This is a genomic window from Pseudomonas sp. p99-361, from assembly GCF_003935475.1.
Classification (GTDB): Bacteria; Pseudomonadota; Gammaproteobacteria; order Pseudomonadales; family Pseudomonadaceae; genus Aquipseudomonas; species Aquipseudomonas juntendi.
On sequence record NZ_RHQO01000014.1, the window covers coordinates 79721 to 98670 of the forward strand.

An 18950-nucleotide genomic window follows, 5' to 3' on the forward strand; every position below is an offset into this window, starting at 1 on the left:
CTGCGCAGGCTCAAAGCCTGCTGTGCAGCTCCTGCGCCAGGGTTAGCAGCAAGCGTCGCTCGGCCTGCTCGTATTCGTACTTGAGGGCCTTGCAACGCAGGGCGAAGGTCCAGTCGTCGATCTGCCCCTGGCTTACCTGCTCTTCGAGGCTCTCCATCCGAACATTGAGCGGTTGCAGTACGTGCTCGAAGCGCGCCGGGTGGCGCTCGCGGGTATGGACCTCCCAGAACGGCCGCTGCGCCAGGGAGCCAATCACTTGCTCAGGTGTCTCGTTTGCCAGGATCTGGTCGCGAGCACGCAGCAGGTCGCTGCTGGTGACATGGGCAATCCCTGGGTAGTGCATCTCATCGTGCTCGATGGGCAGGTCAAGGGTGGCACTCAACTTGAGCCGGTAGTACAGCCGGGTCTCGACCTCATCCACGCCGACCGTACGCTGCGCACGCAGGCGCTCGATGTGGCGCACGGCAAGCCGGTCGACTTCGTCCAGGCGCCAAAGCGAACGCCCCAGACGCCATAAACGCCCCTCCAGCCCCGCCGGCTCACCGCCTACCGCGCGCTCCACCATTACACCCAGCTCAAGCTGCTCCAACGTCAACAGCAGCCGGTCTTCACACGTCCTTGGGCCACCGGCTTCAGCGAACAGGCGCACACGCACAGCCTCATGTTGCTCGCAGAACTCCAGAATGCGCCAGATACGCGCGCGGTAACGCGCCGGCGCCAGGTCGAAATCTTCCGCCCCCGCGAAGTCCGCTAGAAACCGAAACAGGTCGGCGGCGCCACGCTCTGCGCCTAACGCGTCGTAGATGGCGCGCCAGCGTATCCGTTGTTGTGCCTCGGCCGCACCGGCCAAGCGCTCGAACAAGGCGTCGTCCACAGGCCGGTGCTGACGCATGCGGCCAGCACCGGGTTGCGTTGCCCTGGCCTGCTCAAGCAGGGCTTCGTCGGCCTCGTCGAGCGGGTTATCGTGCAGTGCGTGATCTTCCAGTTGCAGGCGCAGCCTTGCCAGGTCCTGGCGCAACTGACGGATACGGTTGTCACGCAGATCGACCCTGGCTCGCCAGGACACTGCCTCGGGCATGTGCTCAAGGCCGGTGGACCTCAGCCGCACTTCGCGCAGGTAGCGCAGTGTGGTCAACACCGGCGCACGCCCCAGCGGGTTGTGGCTCAAGTCCAGAAGCTGCAGGTTGCGCACCTGCACCAGGCGGCCCTCACCGCCACTGTCCAGCACGATATGGTTACGCGACAGCGTCAACGTCCTGAGCCGCTCCAGGCTTTCCAGCCCTGCCGGAATCGCGGTCAGCCGATTGCGCGACAGGTCCAGTTCCACCAGGTTGCCAAAGCGCAGCAGGAAGTCCTCGTCGATTGCAGTAAGGCCGCTGTCCCGAAGGTACAAACGTTTGACATGATCGAAACGGATGCCCTGCGGAAGCTGTGGCAAGCTGCCGAAGTGCTCGCCATCCAGGTCCAGTACGTAATCGCCCGATACATTGACCACCTTGCGCCTCCAGCAGCGGCGCAGGGCGGTCTCCAACCGACGTCGCCTCACGCCCTGCAGCGGGTTGCTGGCGGCCTGGCGCCACTGGCGCAAGCAAGTGCGCAGCTGTGCCAGGTGCTCTTGCAGTTGCGTGTAGTGCTCCCACAACCCTGCATCTCCACCGTTGACGTTCAGCAGGTAGGCCTGTATCTCATCGTCGCTCAGGGTGGGAAAAATCTGCTGAATGCCCCGCCGGATTGCTTGCCGTTCGCCGCTTCCGCGCCCGCTGAGGGGGTAACCCAGGCGCCCATCGCCGAAACGCCGGGGTGGGCGGAAGGCGCTGTGGACAGGTTGCATGCCGCACCATGTGGCGGCCTGTTCCCGGTCACTTGCGGCACTGCGCAACAACCACTGGCCGAAGGCTTCTTCACCCAGGCCCCCATTGCCCAGCTCTGCCAACTGCGCCTCATCCAGACTCGTCAGCAATGCCCACTGCAAGCTGTGGGAACGCGCCGATCGTGGACTGCGGTAACCGTCGGCGCGCCTGAAGACGTATTGCACCTGCTCGGCGCCCTCACTGCCGGCACTGGCCAGCAGCGCCCCCTGCGCAGTGCGCTCACGAAGCTCCAGCCTTAGCGTCGGCGGCCAGGCAAGCCGTTCACCCAAGACCCCGAAAGCGATCCGCTCGCTGTCGGCGTTGACTGCACGCGGCAGGTACAAGCCGGCACACGCGCGGTCCAGCCGGCGTTCACGCAGTTGCCAGCGTGCCCGCTCGGCCAGCGCCAACGGCATGCGTTGCCGTTCCAGCAATTGCTCGCGCTCGACGCCGCTGCACTGCGCCATCAACTCAACCAGCTGACGCCTCGACAAACCGGGGAACGCCCTGGCCAACAGGCTGCTGCCGTGCTCCGCCACGCTATCGGCAAGCTGCTGCTCCAAGGCCGGGCCGGCCAGGTCGGGGAAGCGCTCATGGGCCCGGTAGACATCCAGCGCATCATACAGCCGTGCCGGGGCATCCACCTGTTCCAGATGCAGGCGGCGCAGCCGGGCTTCACTCAACCCCGTGGCCTGCAGCAGGTAATCCGCGGCGGCATCGGGTACACCGGCAAGCCTTGAACTCAGCCGCCTGACCAACTGGCCGGCCCCCTGCCAGTCCCCTGGCCGCTCCAGCTCATGGCGCCAACCATCGCCACCGTTACTTTCGAGCCTGGGCTGCCAGGCTTCACCACGCGATGCGTGGCGAATTCGCGTGCTGCCATGCACAGGGTCCTCGCTCACCCGGTACATGGCTCCGTCCAGGTGCCATACCCACTCATGCAGGTCATCTCCAGGGCTCCAGTCAATCGAATACCCCGGCAAGTTCGCTGCAACCAAACCAGCCTTTCCAGCCTGGTCACGCATCGGCTGCAGCGCGTCCACGAACGGCACGCGCTGCAGGTAGTGCCGCACCGCGGAGGCACCGGTGGCAATCAGCGCGCCCGCCACCACGGTTTGCGCAACACCGAACACATGATCCATGGCGCCCTGCCGGTCGCCGATACGCCAGTCCTGATAGCCTTCGTACACTTCCCCGGCCAACTCCACCGCCGTGTAGGCCAATAAGCCCTCGCCCAGCACCGGAACGAACATGCCTGCCAGGTTCAAGAGGTTCAGGCCCAGTTCCCGATAGGCGTGCAGCCGAGCATCGCGCTCCTGTTCATCGAGGTCTGCGGTAGGTACGGCCAGCACGTGGGCATCATCGAGCAGTTTGTCTATCTGCAACCCACGCACATGGCTGAACAGCGATGTGTCGATGGCCAGGTGCCTGCCATCGAGCTCAGGCACCTGGTGCGCCGCACTTGCCTCTATCCGCTCCTCAAGCAGTTGCTGAAAGCCAACCCGGTCGCGCTCGCTGATGAAGCGGCTGAAGAACCGGCGGTAGGGTGCCGTCGTGAGGCGCCGGGCCAATGCCCGGAACACCTCTTCCCAGGACCGATAGACGCCAACTGACGACTGCGGGTCATTCGGTACCCAGACGCATACACCCTGCAAGTCCGCACCCACCGCCGGCCGCAGCTCCAGTGTCACCACGCCGCGCACACATTTGCCCAGCAGGTACAACTGGCGTGGTGCGACCTCACCCGGCACCGCCGGCACCGTGGGTAAAGCGGTAAAACAGGGCAACAGCAAGCGGTAGCTGTTCTCGTCCAACTCACCTTTGAGCAATGCGCAGCGTACTGCCACTTCCAGGTCGGCGCGGGCGTTTTCCTCGAAACACCGGTGTACAGCGGCCTTGGCCGAGCCAGGTGCAGCACCCGGAGCATCGTCCGGCGCCAGGCACTGCTGCAGGATGGCCTGGTAGCGCCCGCCCACATCGGCCTCGCGGCAGCGCCCGGCGAATACCTCGTAACCCACCGGCACGTGCTCGCCCTTTGCGTCCAGTAGCCAACCCCGGCGGCTGGGCGAAGGGCGCGTGTCGACGATATGGAAATTGTGCAGTACCGCCGCCAGCAACGGCGTGGAAGATCGTTGCATGTGCCGGCGAATGGGCCACCCCGGCGCCATCGGCGGCAATATAACGGTGCGCTCGATACCCACATGGCTGCGGCGCAAATCCGCGATCGTCAGGTCGGCACGGTTCAATACCTGGTTCAAACGGGTAGCTGCGAACTCATCCAGTGCCGGAATGGCTTGCAGGATTCGGTGCAATGAATGGGTCGCTTCTTCTTGGGCGTGCAGCGCGCGGCGCAAGGCAAGCAGCCAGTCGACATTGCCATGGGCCACCAGCCATGCAGGCAGGCGCCGGGCAATCAGGGTATCGATCGATTCAGCGGGAAACAATGGCTCGGTCATCGGTTCAGCTCCAGCGACAAGGGCGCCGAGTCAACCAGCCCTCCAGCCAGAGGCTGAGGTACACCCATAGCCCCAACCTGGGTTCCTGCAGCGAGCCCGCCCGGGCAAACAATCGGTTTTCCGACCGTAGCAACCAGGATAGTTCGGAAAACCGAACGAAAGCCCGAGATAGACGCACTCCGCCAGGGCCCCGAGCGCCCGGACGATCAGGTTTTTTGCTCGTCAAACCCGTTTGGCACGACTCATGCTCTACACTCTTCAATCGAATGCACAGCGCTTCGCTGTATTCGTTGAACGAAAGAGTCCGCCAACGGCTCCATAAAAAAAACAAACACGTCGAGGAAAATTTGATGCGTATCGTTCGTCATCTGTTGGGCGCCACCATTGCCGCTGCGATCATTGCTTCGCCAGCCATGGCTGAAGAACTGACCGGCACCCTCAAGAAGATCAAGGACTCGGGCACCATCACCCTGGGCCACCGCGACTCTTCCATTCCATTTTCCTACCTGGCCGGCAAACCCGAGCCCGTGGGCTACTCGCATGACATTCAGCTGGCTGTCGTCGATGCCCTGAAAAAACAACTGGGCACGGACATCAAGGTCCGCTACAACCTGGTCACCTCGCAGACCCGTATCCCGCTGGTGCAAAACGGCACCGTCGACCTGGAATGCGGCTCCACCACCAACAACGTCGAGCGCCAGCAGCAAGTCGGCTTCTCGGTCGGCATCTTCGAAGTCGGTACCCGCCTGCTGACCAAGGTCAAGGACGGTCAACCTGCATACAAGGACTTCCCGGACCTGGCTGGCAAGAACGTGGTGACCACCGCCGGCACCACCTCCGAGCGCATTCTCAAGGCGATGAACGCCGACAAGCAGATGAAGATGAACGTGATTTCCGCCAAGGACCACGGTGAAGCCTTCAACATGCTAGAAAGCGGCCGCGCCGTAGCCTTCATGATGGACGACGCCCTGCTCGCCGGTGAAATGGCCAAGGCGCGCAAGCCGGCAGACTGGGTCATCACCGGTACCCCGCAGTCCTATGAAATCTACGGCTGCATGGTGCGCAAGGGTGACGAGGCGTTCAAGAAAGCGGTCGACGATGCCATCGTTGCCTATTTCAAGTCGGGCGAAGTCAACAAGAGCTACGACAAGTGGTTCCAGCAACCGATTCCGCCAAAAGGCCTGAACCTGCAGTTCCCGATGAGCGATGAGCTGAAAAAACTGATCGCCGAGCCTACCGACAAGGCCGCGGACGAGAAGAAGTCCTGATCCTCAGATAACGGCCTGGTGCTCGACAGCACGAATCAAACCCGGCAGGCCACTCATTAGTGTCTAACCTTTCATCCGAGGGCGCCCAGCGCCCCCGGATGTACCAAGGTGCCCGTGAAACAACCGTCTGAGGGGAAATCCCGATGAATTACAACTGGGACTGGGGCGTGTTCTTCAAGTCCACCGGCGTGGGCAGCGAGACTTATCTCGACTGGTACATCACCGGCCTGGGCTGGACCATCGCCATCGCCATCTCCGCCTGGATCATCGCCTTGCTGCTGGGCTCGGTGCTCGGCGTCATGCGCACCGTGCCGAACCGCCTGGTATCGGGCATCGCCACCATCTACGTGGAGCTGTTCCGCAATGTGCCGCTGCTGGTGCAGCTGTTCATCTGGTACTTCCTGGTGCCAGACCTGCTGCCCGAAGGCCTGCAGGAATGGTTCAAGCAAGACCTCAACCCGACCACCTCGGCGCTGATCAGTGTGGTCATCTGCCTGGGCCTGTTCACTGCCGCCCGTGTCTGCGAGCAAGTGCGCACCGGCATCCAGGCGCTGCCGCGCGGCCAGGAATCCGCGGCCCGCGCCATGGGCTTCAGCCTGCCGCAGATCTACACCAACGTGCTGCTGCCCCAGGCTTACCGGATCATCATTCCGCCGCTCACCTCCGAATTTCTCAACGTGTTCAAGAACTCCTCGGTGGCATCGCTGATCGGCCTGATGGAGCTGCTGGCGCAAACCAAACAGACCGCCGAATTTTCCGCCAACCTGTTCGAGGCGTTCACCCTGGCCACGCTGATCTACTTCACCCTGAACATGGGGCTGATGCTGCTGATGCGCATGGTCGAGAAGAAAGTCGCCGTGCCTGGCCTGATTTCCGTGGGGGGCAAGTAAATGGACATGGATTTCAGCGAAATCATCCCGGCCCTGCCCGCCCTGTGGGAAGGCATGCTCATGACCTTGCAACTGATGGTCATGGGCGTGGTGGGCGGTATCGTGCTGGGCACCATCCTGGCGCTCATGCGGCTGTCATCGAGCAAGCTGCTGTCGCGGCTGGCCGGGGCCTACGTCAACTATTTCCGCTCGATCCCGCTGCTGCTGGTGATCACCTGGTTCTACCTGGCGGTACCGTTCGTACTGCGCTGGATCACCGGCGAGGACACCCCGGTGGGTGCCTTCACCTCGTGCGTGGTGGCGTTCATGATGTTCGAAGCCGCCTACTTCTGTGAAATCGTCCGCGCCGGTGTGCAGTCGATCTCCAAGGGCCAGATGGGCGCCGCCCAGGCCCTGGGCATGACCTACAGCCAGACCATGCGCCTGATCATCCTGCCGCAGGCGTTTCGCAAGATGACCCCGCTGTTGCTGCAACAGAGCATCATCCTGTTCCAGGATACCTCGCTGGTCTACACCGTGGGCCTGGTGGACTTCCTCAACTCGGCACGCTCCAACGGCGACATCATCGGGCGCTCCCATGAGTTCCTGATCTTCGCCGGGGTCGTGTACTTCCTCATCAGCTTCTCCGCTTCGTGGCTGGTCAAGCGCCTGCAAAAAAGGATCACCGTATGATTTCCATCAAGAACGTCAACAAGTGGTACGGGGACTTCCAGGTACTGACCGACTGCAGCACCGAGGTCAAGAAAGGTGAAGTGGTGGTGGTGTGCGGCCCATCGGGTTCGGGCAAGTCCACCCTGATCAAGTGCGTCAATGCCCTGGAGCCGTTCCAGAAGGGCGATATCGTGGTCGATGGCACCTCGATCGCCGACCCCAAGACCAACCTGCCGAAGCTGCGTTCGCGGGTGGGCATGGTGTTTCAGCACTTCGAACTGTTCCCCCACCTGAGCATCACCGAAAACCTGACCATCGCCCAGCGCAAGGTACTGGGCCGCAGTGAGGCGGAGGCCACCAAGAAAGGCCTGGCCCTGCTCGACCGCGTCGGGCTTGGCGCCCATGCCAAGAAGCACCCGGGCCAGCTGTCGGGTGGCCAGCAACAGCGCGTGGCGATTGCCCGTGCACTGTCGATGGACCCGATCGTCATGCTGTTCGACGAGCCGACCTCGGCGCTGGACCCGGAGATGGTCAACGAAGTACTGGACGTGATGGTGGAGCTTGCCCACGAAGGCATGACCATGATGTGCGTGACCCACGAAATGGGCTTCGCCCGTAAAGTGGCCAACCGCGTGATCTTCATGGACAAAGGCCACATCATCGAAGACTGCCAGAAGGAAGCGTTCTTCGGCGACCCGACTGCCCGCCACGAACGCACCCAGCACTTCCTCAGCAAGATCCTGCAACACTGATTTTGCTTCATTGAACCGGTCGGCGCGGCTGCCCAATCGGGCAGCAGGCGCTGGTCGTGACAAGGCCACTGTGATGAAATGCGATCCTTCGCTTCTTCTCCCTGCCAAGCCTGCCGTGAAATCCCGCCTGCTCCGTCAATTGCTGTTGCCACCACTGATCATTTTGCTGATGGTCGGCCTGGGTATGGCTGGCTACCTGATCAGCGAGAGCAACGGTATTCGCACCCTCAGCGAAAACGGTGAACGCCAGCTGGAGCTGCACGCGCGCACGGTCGAAAGCGAGATCAGCAAATACACCTATCTGCCGAGCCTGCTGGAGCTGGAAGACAGCGTCTCGCACCTGCTCACCGACCCAGATGGCGGTTCGCGCCAGGCAGTCAACGAATACCTCGAAGGCCTGAACCGGCGCAGCCGCAGCCGGGCAATTTTCGTGCTCGATACCAATGGCCGGGTCCAGGCCACCAGCAACTGGCGCGATGCCGATTCGTTCCTGGGCGAAGACCTGTCGTTCCGCGCCTATTTCCAGACTGCCGTACGCGGCGAACCTGGGCGCTTCTACGGCATCGGCAGCACCACGGGCGAGGCTGGCTACTACCTGGCCCACGGGCTCGAGGAACACGGCAAGATCATTGGCGTGGCGGTGATCAAGGTACGCCTGGATACCCTGGAAGAACGTTGGCAGCGGGCGCGCCTGGAGGCATTCGTCAGCGACGAGAACGGCATCATCATCCTTTCCAGCGACCCTGCCAGGCGCCTGAAGTCGGTACGCCCGCTGACCGCGCAAACCAAGGAACGGCTGGCGCGCAGCCTGCAGTATTACTGGTGGCCGTTGAACGAGTTGCAGCCCCTGGCCCGCGAGACCCTGGCCGATGGCGTGGAAAAACTGACCTTCCCCGCCAACAGCGAGACTGCCCACGGCGAGCCCCACGAAGTGGCCTACCTGGCCCAGACCCGCCGGCTGGTCGACACGCCCTGGCATTTCACCCTGCTCACCCCGCTGCAGGACCTGCGCCGCGAATCCATGGTCCAGGGCATTCTGGTGGGGGTCGCCTTCGCCCTGCTGGCCATCCTCGGCATCGCCTGGAACGAGCGGCGCAAAGTCATCGCCACCCGCCTGGCCGCACGCGAGGCGCTGGAGGAAGCCAACAGCCAGCTGGAGCGACGGATTACCGAACGCACCGCCGACCTGCGTGCCAGCAACGAACGCCTGAAAGGCCAGATTCGCGAGCGCCGGCACGCCGAACAAACGCTGCGCCACGCCCAGGACGAGCTGGTGCAGGCCGGCAAGCTGGCAGCCATCGGGCAGATGTCCACCAGCATCGCCCACGAGCTGAACCAGCCGCTGGCTGCCTTGCGTACGCTGTCTGGCAACACGGTGCGCTTCCTCGAACGCGGGGCGCTGGAAACCGCCAGCACCAACCTGCGCACCATGAACGACCTGATTGACCGCATGGGCCGCATCACTGCCAGCCTGCGCTCGTTCGCCCGGCGCAGCGACGACAGTGGCCAGGCTTCCCTGGCCAAGGCGATAGAAGCCACCTTGCAAGTACTGGGCAACCGCATCAGCGCCTGCCACTTGCAGCTGCACAACCACTACGAGGACCAGCAACTGGCCATCGACCAGACCCGCCTGGAGCAAATCCTGGTCAACCTGATCGGCAACGCCCTCGATGCCATGGCTGCGCAGCCACAGCCCGAACTGTGGCTGGAGGGCGAAGTGCAGGGCGACAAATACCGTCTGCAGGTGCGTGACAATGGCCACGGCATCGACGCCGAGGCGCGCAAGCACCTGTTTGAACCTTTCTTCACCACCAAACCGGGCGAACACGGCCTGGGCCTGGGCCTGACCCTGTCGGCGAGCCTTGCGGCTGCGGCCAAGGGCAGCCTCAACGTCGAGCACCCCGTCACCGGCGGGAGCGCCTTCGTCCTGGCCCTGCCCCTGGTTTCGCCCCCTAACGAATCGGCAGAGCACCCATGAACCAAGCGCCTCTTACCGTCCTGATCGTCGAAGACGACCCGCATGTGCTGCTCGGCTGCCAGCAGGCACTGGCCCTGGAGGACATCGCCTGCGAAGGTGTGGGCAGTGCCGAGCAGGCGCTGGAGCGCATCGGCGACGATTTCGCTGGTATCGTCGTCAGCGATATCCGCCTGCCCGGCATCGACGGCCTGGAGCTGCTCAACCGCCTCAAGGCCCGCGACCGCAGCCTGCCGGTGGTACTGATCACCGGCCACGGCGACATCGACATGGCCGTAGGCGCCATGCGCAATGGTGCCTACGACTTCATGGAAAAGCCGTTCTCCCCGGAACGCCTGGTCGACGTGGTGCGCCGCGCTTTGGAGCAACGGGGGCTGTCGCGCGAAGTGGTTGCCTTGCGCCGCCAGCTGGCCGAACAGAGCAGCCTGGAAGGCCGTATCATCGGCCGCTCGCCGGCCATGGAGCACCTGCGCGAGCTGATTGCCAATGTGGCCGACACCTCGGCCAACGTGCTCATCGAGGGCGAGACCGGCACCGGCAAGGAACTGGTCGCGCGCTGCCTGCATGACTTCAGCCGTCGCCAGGGCCAGCCCTTCGTGGCGCTGAACTGTGGGGGCCTGCCGGAAAACCTGTTCGAGACCGAGATTTTTGGCCACGAGGCCAACGCCTTCACCGGTGCCGGCAAGCGCCGTATCGGCAAGATCGAACACGCCAATGGCGGCACGCTGTTCCTCGACGAGGTGGAGAGCATGCCGATCAACCTGCAGATCAAGCTGCTGCGCGTCTTGCAGGAGCGCACCCTGGAACGGTTGGGGTCAAACCAGAGCATTGCCGTGGATTGCCGGGTGATTGCGGCAACCAAGGCCGACCTCGATAGCCTGGGCCAGAGCGGTCAGTTCCGCAGCGACCTGTACTACCGGTTGAACGTGGTGACCCTGGAGCTGCCACCGCTGCGCGAGCGCCGCGAAGACATCCTGCAATTGTTCGAGCACTTCCTGCAGCAATCGGCCCTGCGCTTCGATCGGGAAACACCGACCCTGGACAGCCAGACCCTGTCCCGCCTCCTCGCCCACGACTGGCCAGGCAATGTGCGGGAACTGCGCAACGTGGCCGAACGCTACGCCCTGGGCCTGCCGGCGTTCAAGAAAGGGCCCAGCGGGGGGGCCAGCCAAGGCCTGGGCTTTGCCGAGGCGGTGGAGGCGTTCGAACGCAACCTGCTCAGCGATGCGCTGCAACGCACCGGCGGCAACCTCAGCCAGGCCAGCCAGGAGCTGGGCATGGCCAAGACCACGCTGTTCGACAAGGTCAAAAAATACGGCCTCGGTTGACCTCAACAACGGTGTGAAGCGCCTGCGGCGCGGGTATTCGGGCCCCAGTGGGTGTTGGGCCCGCCGCAGGCGGTGCGGCGCTAAGCCCAGTCGACAGCGTTGCCAACATGAGCGAAACTCAACTCATTGCTTCGTTCACCCCATTCACACCCCGGAGTCAGCAGTGCTGGAGATCCGCCACCTGAAAACCCTTCATGCCTTGCGCGAGGCCGACAGCCTTGTGGAAGCCGCCGAGCGCCTGCATCTGACCCAGTCGGCGCTGTCTCACCAGTTCAAGGAGCTGGAAGAACGCCTGGGCCTGCCGCTGTTCGTACGCAAGAGCAAGCCGATACGCTTTACCAGCGCCGGGCTGCGCCTGCTGCAACTGGCCGATGCCACCCTGCCGTTGCTACGGGGTGCCGAACGCGACATCGCACGCCTGGCCGGCGGTACCGCCGGGCGCCTGCACATGGCAATCGAATGCCACAGCTGTTTCCAGTGGCTGATGCCGACCATCGACCAGTTCCGCGATGCCTGGCCGGAAGTCGAGCTGGACTTGGCCTCCGGCTTCGCCTTTGCACCCTTGCCAGCCCTGGCCCGTGGTGACCTTGACCTGGTGGTGACCTCCGACCCGGTGGACCTGGCCGGCATCACCTACGTGCCGCTGTTCACCTACGAAGCCATGCTGGCGGTCGCCAACCAGCATGCGCTGGCCTGCAAGCCGTATATCGTGCCCCAGGACCTGCTCGACCAGACCCTGATCACCTACCCGGTGGAGCGCGACCGCCTGGACATCTTCACCCGCTTCCTGGAGCCGGCCGACGTCGAGCCGGCCGCCGTGCGCACCTCGGAGCTGACCGTGATGATGATGCAGCTGGTCGCCAGCGGCCGGGGGGTGTGCGGCATGCCGCACTGGGCTTTGCATGAGTACAGCGCGCGGGGTTATGTGAAAGGCAAGCGCCTGGGCGAGAAAGGCCTGTTTGCCACGCTTTACGCCGCTGTGCGCACCGACATGCTCGATGCGCCGTACATGCGCGACTTTCTGCTGACCGCCAAGGACACCTCCTTCGCCACCCTCGACGGCGTCAGCGCGGTGCGCTGAGCAACTGGCGGTACAGCGGCAGGATCAGGTCGCGGGTCAAGGGCGCCAGTGGCTGGTCTGGCGCCTGATCTGCAGCCAGCCATACCACCTCCTCGATTTCTGCCGCCGGGACCACGGCAGCGGCGCTGTCGACTCGAAACAGCTCGGCTTGCACCTCGAAGCCGGGCTCATTGGCGGCCGTGGCAGTGAACTGGCCCAGGTACACGGCCTGGGCCGGGTCGATGTGCAGGCCCAATTCCTCGTGCAGTTCGCGCACCAGTGCCTGCAGCGCCGTTTCACCCGCATCGATCTTGCCCCCCGGCTGCATGAAGGCTTCGGTGCCACGCTTGCGCACCAGCAAGGTGCGCCCCTGCGGGTCGAGCAACAGGGCGGCGGCGATGCGAATGGTATTGGGCATGGGCTGAACTCGCTGGCAACAATGGCCGGGGAGGATCCCACGGGCTCGCTTGGGCTGACAAGGCCATTGTCGCGGGTGCCGGCCAGACGAACGGCCCCTTGCCAAAGCGCCCATGCCCCTCCATAACCAACCCATGAACCTGCCCGCCCAACAGCACCCGGTGCTCGAACTGTTCCACCCCGCCGTACGCACCTGGTTCGGCCGCCACTTCGCAACCGTTACCGATGCCCAGGCCCAGGCCTGGCCCTTGGTCCATGGCGGCCAGTCGATGCTGTTGGCCGCACCCACCGGCTCGGGCAAGACCCTGAGCGCGTTCCTGGCCGTGCTCGATGAACTGTTCTGCCAGGGCCTGGCGCAGCAGGGTCAGCTGCCGGCGCAGACCCAGGTGGTCTATGTTTCGCCGCTCAAGGCGCTGTCCAATGACATCCGCGTCAACCTGCAAGCCCCGCTTGAGGGTATCAGCCAGGCCCTGGCAGAACAGGGCCTGGCTGCACCCCGCATCACTACCGCCGTGCGCACCGGCGATACCCCGCAAAAAGAACGCGCCGCCATGCGCAAGCTGGCACCGCACATTCTGGTCACGACCCCTGAATCCCTGTATGTACTGATGGGTTCGGCGTCTGGTCGTGAAGGCCTGCGCAACGTGCATACGGTAATCGTCGACGAGATCCACGCCTTGGCCGGCAACAAGCGCGGGGCGCATCTTGCGCTGACCCTGGAACGCTTGCAGGCCCTGGCAGGCCGGCCCTTGCGCCGTATCGGCCTGTCTGCCACACAGCGCCCGGTGGCGCGGGTGGCGCAGTTTCTGGTCGGGAGCGGCCGGCCCTGCGCGGTTGTCGATGTTGGCCATGCCCGGCCACGCGACCTGGCCATCGAGCTGCCGCCGGTACCGTTGGGGGCGGTCATGGCCACCGATGTCTGGGGCCTGGTCTACGACCGCCTGGCAGCCCTGGCCCGCGAGCATCGCACCACCCTGGTCTTCGTCAACACCCGGCGCCTGGCTGAGCGCATCACCCGCCACCTCAGCGACCGCCTGGGCAAGGATGCCGTGGCCGCGCACCATGGCAGCCTGGCCAAGGAGCTGCGCCTGAGCGCCGAGCAACGGCTCAAGCACGGCCAGTTGCAGGTGCTGGTGGCCACGGCGTCACTGGAGCTGGGCATCGACATTGGCGACATCGACCTGGTCTGCCAGGTGGCCTCGCCGGGTTCGATTGCCGCCTTCCTGCAACGGGTTGGCCGCGCCAGCCACCAGGTCGATGGCGTGCCGAAAGGGCGCCTGTTCCCGACATCGCGTGACGACCTGATCGAGTGCGTGGCCCTGCTCGACTGCGTACGCCGGGGTGAACTGGAGGCGCTGCACATACCCCGGGCGCCCCTGGACGTGCTGGCCCAGCAGATCGTCGCCGAAGCCTGCAACCAGCCGTGGTACGAACAGGCGTTGTTCGACTGCCTGCGCCAGGCCACACCTTATGCCCACCTCGACCAGCAGCACTACCAGGCCCTGCTGCGCATGCTTGCCGAGGGCTACAACGGCCGCCAGGGCGTACGCAGTGCCTACCTGCACCGCGATGCGGTAAGCGGCACATTGCGGGGCCGACGCGGCAGCCAGCTGACCGCGCTGACCAGTGGCGGCACCCTTCCGGACAATGCCGACTACAGCGTATTGCTGGAGCCGCAGGCGCTGAACATTGGCAGCGTCAATGAAGACTTCGCGGTGGAGAGCATCGCAGGCGACATCTTCCAGCTGGGCAATGCCTCGTACCGCATTCTGCGCGTCGAGTCGGGCCGGGTTCGGGTGGAGGATGCCCAAGGGCTGCCGCCCACCATTCCGTTCTGGCTCGGCGAGGCGCCTGGCCGCAGCGACGAACTGTCCGCGGCCGTGGCCAGGCTGCAGGCACAGCTTGACCAGCAGCTGACGCTGGCCGACGGCGATACCCGCGCGGTGTCGGCATGGTTGCAGGGTACGTTCGAGCTGGGCGAAGACTGCGCCGAGCAGTTGCTCGACTACCTGGCCCGTACCCGCGATGTGCTCGGTGCCCTGCCCTCGCAGGAAACGTTGGTGATGGAGCGCTTCTTCGATGCCTCCGGCGGCACCCAGCTGATCATCCATTCGCCCTACGGCAGCCGCATCAATCGCGCCTGGGGCCTGGCCTTGCGCAAACGCTTCTGTCGCACCTTCAATTTCGAACTGCAGGCGGCCGCCAGCGAGGACGCCATCGTGCTGTCGCTGTCCACCAGCCACAGTTTCGACCTCGACGAGGTCTGGCGTTACCTGAAAAGCGGCACCGCAGAAGCCCTCCTCATACAGGCCGTGCTCGAAGCGCCACTGTTCGGTGTGCGCTGGCGCTGGAACGCCAGTGTCGCCATGGCCCTGCCGCGCTTCGTGGGCGGGCGCAAAGTCGCGCCGCAAATCCAGCGCATGAAAAGCGAAGACCTGGTTGCCGCGGTATTTCCCGACCAGATCGCCTGCCTGGAAAATATCGCCGGCGAGCGGCAGATACCCGAGCACCCGCTGGTCGAGCAGACCCTCGACGACTGCCTGCACGAGGCCCTGGATTGCACGGGCTGGCTGGCCCTGTTGAGGCGCATGGAAAGCGGGGCGGTACGCCTGCTGTGCCGCGATCTGCCTGCGCCATCGCCGCTGGCGTCGGCCATTCTCAATGCCCGGCCTTATACGTTCCTCGACGACGCACCGCTGGAAGAGCGGCGTACCCAGGCGGTGCTCAACCGGCGCTGGAACGAGGTGCACAGCAGTGACGACCTGGGCGCACTGGACGCCGACGCCATCGCTGCCGTGGCCGCCGAGGCCTGGCCGCAGCCGCGCAATAGCGACGAAATGCACGAAACCTTGATGAGCCTGGGCGCCATCAGCCAGGCGCAGGTCAGCGCCAACCCTGGTTGGAACCTGTTCCTCAGGCAACTGGCCAAGGCCGGCCGCGCCTTGCGCCTGCCCCGTGAGCAGTTGTGGCTGGCCCGCGAGCGCCTGAACCTGCTGCAGGCGATCTACCCGGCGACGCCCCTCGAACCGGTGCTGGAACAGTTGCCTGGCTTCGACCAGCCCATCGAGCCCGACAATGCCCTGGGGGAACTGCTGCGTGGCCGCCTGAGCGCCCATGGCCCGCAGACGCTGGTACAGATCGCCGCGCCATTGGGCATGCCGCCGCAGGCAGTCGAACAGGCCCTGGCCCGCCTGGAAGCCGAAGGTTACGTGCTGCGCGGCTACTTCAGCCCGGCCGCCAGCGAGCTGCAATGGTGCGAACGCCATTTGCTGGCACGCATCCACCGCTACACGGTCAAGCGCTTGCGTCGCGAAATCGAGCCGGTCAGCCTGCAGGACTTCATGCGTTTTCTGTTCGACTGGCAGCACCTGGCACCTGACACGCGCCTGCGTGGCCCGCAGGCTGTAGCCGAAGTGCTTGGGCAGTTGCAGGGCTTCCCCAGTGCGGCCGCAGCCTGGGAGGCCGAACTGCTGCCCGCACGGATCCACGACTACAGCCCCCACTGGCTCGATGATGCCTGCCGCAGCGGGCAATTCGCCTGGAGCCGACTGGCCGCGACCCGCTCAGGCAGCACCTTGTCGAGCACTCCGCTGGTGTTGCTGCCTCGGGAGCACCTGGGGCTGTGGCGCAGCCTGGCGCCCGCGCCTGCCGTACAGAGCCTTGGCGCACGGGCGCAGCGGGTACATGAGGTGCTGCAGGCTCAGGGCGCGTTGTTCTTCGACGAACTGACCCACGATGCCCGCCTGCTACCCAGCGAACTGGAAACAGCGTTGCAGGAACTGGTGGGTGCCGGCCTGGTAGGTGCCGACAGCTTCACTGGCCTGCGCAGCCTGATCGCCCCGGCGGCGAAACGCGCTTCACGCACCCGCCGGCGCGGCCACGGACCGTTGTCCAGCAGCATGTCCCATGCCGGGCGCTGGGCATTGCTGCGCCAGGGCACGGCGGATGACAGCCAGCGCCTGGAGCATATCGCCCACGCCCTGCTAAGGCGCTATGGCGTGGTGTGCTGGCGGCTGCTGGAGCGCGAGAGCGATGTACTGCCGCCGTGGCGGGAACTGCTGCGCTGCTACCACCGGCTGGAGGCACGCGGCGAGATCCGCGGGGGGCGCTTCATTGCCGGGTTGGCCGGTGAACAATTTGCCTTGCCGGAGGCGGTCGGGTTGCTGCGCCAGGTACGCCGGCGCGAGGCGGACGGCGCACTGCAGGTGGTCAGTGCCAGTGACCCGCTGAACCTGATCGGCTCGTTGCTACCGGGGGTGAAGGTGCCGGCGGTGAGCGGCAACCGCCTGCTGTACCGCGACGGCGTGCCAGTGGCCAAGCGCGTGGCCGGGCGCCCTGTGTACCTGAGCGAGGCGCCCGCGCACGAGCAGGAAAGCTGGCGACAGAAGCTGCTGCGCGGGGCACCGTAAACAGCCTGCCTTGCCGAGCATGGGCCAGGGCTGCTGAGGCTTGGCGTGGCGAGAATGATTTTCGCTACCCCGATTTTAATTTGCAGCGCCCGGCAACTTGGCTATGGTCGGGGTTTGCCCCCAGGCCCTGAGCCTGACCGCGCCATCGCAAGGACCCCGTATGAGCCTGTCACTTCTCAGCCGCTATGCCTTCTTCGCCGCCTGTGTCCTGTTCACCTTGGCGAGCCTGCCCTTCAGCCAGCATGAATGGCTGTGGCCCTTCACCCTGACCGCCGGCGTTCTCAGCCTGATCGGGCTGTTCGACCTGCTGCAGCAGCGCCACGCCGTGCGCCGCAACTACCCCATCCTGGGCAACATCCGCTACCTGGTAGAGGCCATCCGCCCGGAGATCCGCCAGTACCTGCTGGAGTCCGACAGCGACGCACTGCCGTTCTCCCGTGCGCAGCGCTCGCTGGTATATGCCCGGGCCAAGAACGAAGCTTCCGACAAACCGTTCGGCACCTTGATCGATGTGTACCAGTCCGGCTTCGAGTTCATTGGCCACTCCATGCGCCCGGCGCCGTTGGCCGACCCGGCCAGCTTCCGCATCATCATTGGTGGGCCGCAGTGCAGCCAGCCGTATTCGGCCTCGATTTTCAACATCTCGGCCATGAGCTTCGGCTCGCTCAGCGCCAACGCTATCCGCGCGCTCAACCAGGGCGCCAAACTGGGCAACTTCCACCATGACACTGGCGAAGGCAGCATCAGCCCGTACCACCGTGAACACGGTGGTGACCTGGTATGGGAACTGGGCAGCGGCTACTTTGGCTGCCGCACCGCGGACGGGCGTTTCGACCCTGAGCGCTTCGCCGCACAAGCCCGTAGCCCGCAGGTGCGCATGATCGAAGTGAAGATGAGCCAGGGCGCCAAGCCTGGCCATGGCGGCATCCTGCCCAAGCACAAGGTCACCCAGGAAATTGCCGAGACCCGTGGCGTGCTGATGGGCGAAGACTGCATTTCGCCATCACGGCACAGCGCCTTTTCCACCCCCATCGAGATGATGCAGTTCATCGCCCAGCTACGCGAACTGTCCGGCGGCAAGCCGGTGGGTTTCAAGTTCTGCCTGGGCCACCCGTGGGAGTTCATGGGCATCGCCAAGGCCATGCTGGAGACCGGTATCCTGCCGGATTTCATCGTTGTCGATGGCAAGGAAGGCGGCACCGGCGCGGCGCCGGTGGAATTCACCGATCACATTGGCGTGCCCCTGCGTGAGGGGTTGCTGTTCGTGCACAACACCTTGGTCGGGCTGAACCTGCGCGACAAGATCAAGCTGGGCGCCAGCGGCAAGATCGTCAGCGCCTTCGACATCGCCAGTGTATTGGCCATTGGCGCCGACTGGGCCAATTCGGCGCGCGGCTTCATGTTCGCCATTGGCTGCATCCAGTCGCAAAGCTGCCACACCAACAAATGCCCCACTGGCGTGGCCACGCAAGACCCGCTGCGCCAACGCGCACTGGTAGTGCCGGACAAGGCCCAGCGGGTGTTGAACTTCCACCACAACACCTTGCGCGCGCTGGCAGAAATGCTGGCGGCGGCTGGCCTGGAACACCCTGCACAGCTGGAGGCCAAGCACTTGGTGCGCCGCATCTCGGCCACCGAGATCAAGCTGTTCTCGCAGATGCATGTGTTCCTCAAGCCGGGCGAGCTGCTCACCGGCGAGGTGGATGGCCAGTTCTACTCGCGCATGTGGCAGCTGGCCAGGGCCGACAGCTTCGAGCCGCACAGTGAGGCCGCGGCCTGACGCGCCCCGGGGGCTGCTTGGCAGCCCTGCTGCGATCCCTGTGGGAGATTCTATGGTTCCTGGCAAGGGTAGCCGGAGCATCTTCAGCGCCTGTGAGATCGAGCGCCGCCCGCG

11 protein-coding genes are annotated in these 18950 nt (G+C 64.7%); 9 read left to right on the top strand and 2 right to left on the bottom strand.

Annotated features, from left to right (window positions below):
* Positions 1-10: 10 nt before the first annotated feature.
* Positions 11-4306, bottom strand: a complete 4296-nt coding sequence (locus EGJ22_RS09170) for an NEL-type E3 ubiquitin ligase domain-containing protein (protein WP_029887760.1) — start codon at positions 4304-4306, stop codon at positions 11-13.
* 350 nt (positions 4307-4656) lie between these two features.
* Here EGJ22_RS09170 and EGJ22_RS09175 point away from each other — a divergent pair, with 350 nt between their 5' ends.
* From EGJ22_RS09175 to metR, 7 genes are all read left to right on the top strand, one after another.
* Entirely contained in the window at positions 4657-5574 is a 918-nt protein-coding gene (locus tag EGJ22_RS09175) for a glutamate/aspartate ABC transporter substrate-binding protein (RefSeq protein ID WP_009684545.1), read from the top strand.
* Between the two features lie 143 nt (positions 5575-5717).
* Positions 5718-6464, top strand: coding sequence for an amino acid ABC transporter permease (locus EGJ22_RS09180; RefSeq protein ID WP_009684544.1), 747 nt, complete (start codon positions 5718-5720; stop codon positions 6462-6464).
* Positions 6465-7136 carry an amino acid ABC transporter permease gene (locus EGJ22_RS09185; RefSeq protein WP_009684543.1) on the top strand — a complete coding sequence of 224 codons (672 nt, stop codon included), beginning with the start codon at positions 6465-6467 and terminating at the stop codon, positions 7134-7136.
* Complete coding sequence (locus tag EGJ22_RS09190; RefSeq protein WP_009684542.1) at positions 7133-7867, top strand: amino acid ABC transporter ATP-binding protein; 735 nt, start codon at positions 7133-7135, stop codon at positions 7865-7867. The genes EGJ22_RS09185 and EGJ22_RS09190 overlap by 4 nt, the downstream gene beginning before the upstream one ends.
* Positions 7868-7940: 73 nt before the next feature.
* On the top strand, positions 7941-9845 hold the full coding sequence (locus EGJ22_RS09195) for an ATP-binding protein (RefSeq protein ID WP_029887761.1): 1905 nt from the start codon (positions 7941-7943) through the stop codon (positions 9843-9845).
* On the top strand, positions 9842-11170 hold the full coding sequence (locus EGJ22_RS09200) for a sigma-54 dependent transcriptional regulator (RefSeq protein WP_009684540.1): 1329 nt from the start codon (positions 9842-9844) through the stop codon (positions 11168-11170). Before EGJ22_RS09195 ends, EGJ22_RS09200 begins: the two co-directional genes overlap by 4 nt.
* Positions 11171-11333: 163 nt before the next feature.
* A complete protein-coding gene (gene metR, locus EGJ22_RS09205) occupies positions 11334-12251 on the top strand; it encodes a transcriptional regulator MetR (protein ID WP_029887762.1) in 918 nt (305 codons plus the stop codon).
* On the opposite strand, the gene EGJ22_RS09210 is transcribed toward metR, so the two are convergent.
* A complete protein-coding gene (locus EGJ22_RS09210; RefSeq protein WP_029887763.1) occupies positions 12235-12648 on the bottom strand; it encodes an NUDIX domain-containing protein in 414 nt (137 codons plus the stop codon). The genes metR and EGJ22_RS09210 overlap by 17 nt on opposite strands.
* Before the next feature lie 133 nt (positions 12649-12781).
* Between EGJ22_RS09210 and EGJ22_RS09215 the strand changes: the two genes are divergently transcribed.
* A complete protein-coding gene (locus EGJ22_RS09215) occupies positions 12782-17056 on the top strand; it encodes a DEAD/DEAH box helicase (protein WP_029887764.1) in 4275 nt (1424 codons plus the stop codon).
* 160 nt (positions 17057-17216) lie between these two features.
* Entirely contained in the window at positions 17217-18836 is a 1620-nt protein-coding gene (locus tag EGJ22_RS09220; RefSeq protein WP_029887765.1) for an FMN-binding glutamate synthase family protein, read from the top strand.
* Positions 18837-18950: the final 114 nt, after the last annotated feature.

Coding starts and splice junctions, on each gene's coding strand:
- EGJ22_RS09170 (WP_029887760.1), bottom strand. CDS start 4,306: ATGACCGAGCCATTGTTTCCCGCTGAATCGATCGATACCCTGATTGCC.
- EGJ22_RS09175 (WP_009684545.1), top strand. CDS start 4,657: ATGCGTATCGTTCGTCATCTGTTGGGCGCCACCATTGCCGCTGCGATC.
- EGJ22_RS09180 (WP_009684544.1), top strand. CDS start 5,718: ATGAATTACAACTGGGACTGGGGCGTGTTCTTCAAGTCCACCGGCGTG.
- EGJ22_RS09185 (WP_009684543.1), top strand. CDS start 6,465: ATGGACATGGATTTCAGCGAAATCATCCCGGCCCTGCCCGCCCTGTGG.
- EGJ22_RS09190 (WP_009684542.1), top strand. CDS start 7,133: ATGATTTCCATCAAGAACGTCAACAAGTGGTACGGGGACTTCCAGGTA.
- EGJ22_RS09195 (WP_029887761.1), top strand. CDS start 7,941: ATGAAATGCGATCCTTCGCTTCTTCTCCCTGCCAAGCCTGCCGTGAAA.
- EGJ22_RS09200 (WP_009684540.1), top strand. CDS start 9,842: ATGAACCAAGCGCCTCTTACCGTCCTGATCGTCGAAGACGACCCGCAT.
- EGJ22_RS09210 (WP_029887763.1), bottom strand. CDS start 12,648: ATGCCCAATACCATTCGCATCGCCGCCGCCCTGTTGCTCGACCCGCAG.
- EGJ22_RS09215 (WP_029887764.1), top strand. CDS start 12,782: ATGAACCTGCCCGCCCAACAGCACCCGGTGCTCGAACTGTTCCACCCC.
- EGJ22_RS09220 (WP_029887765.1), top strand. CDS start 17,217: ATGAGCCTGTCACTTCTCAGCCGCTATGCCTTCTTCGCCGCCTGTGTC.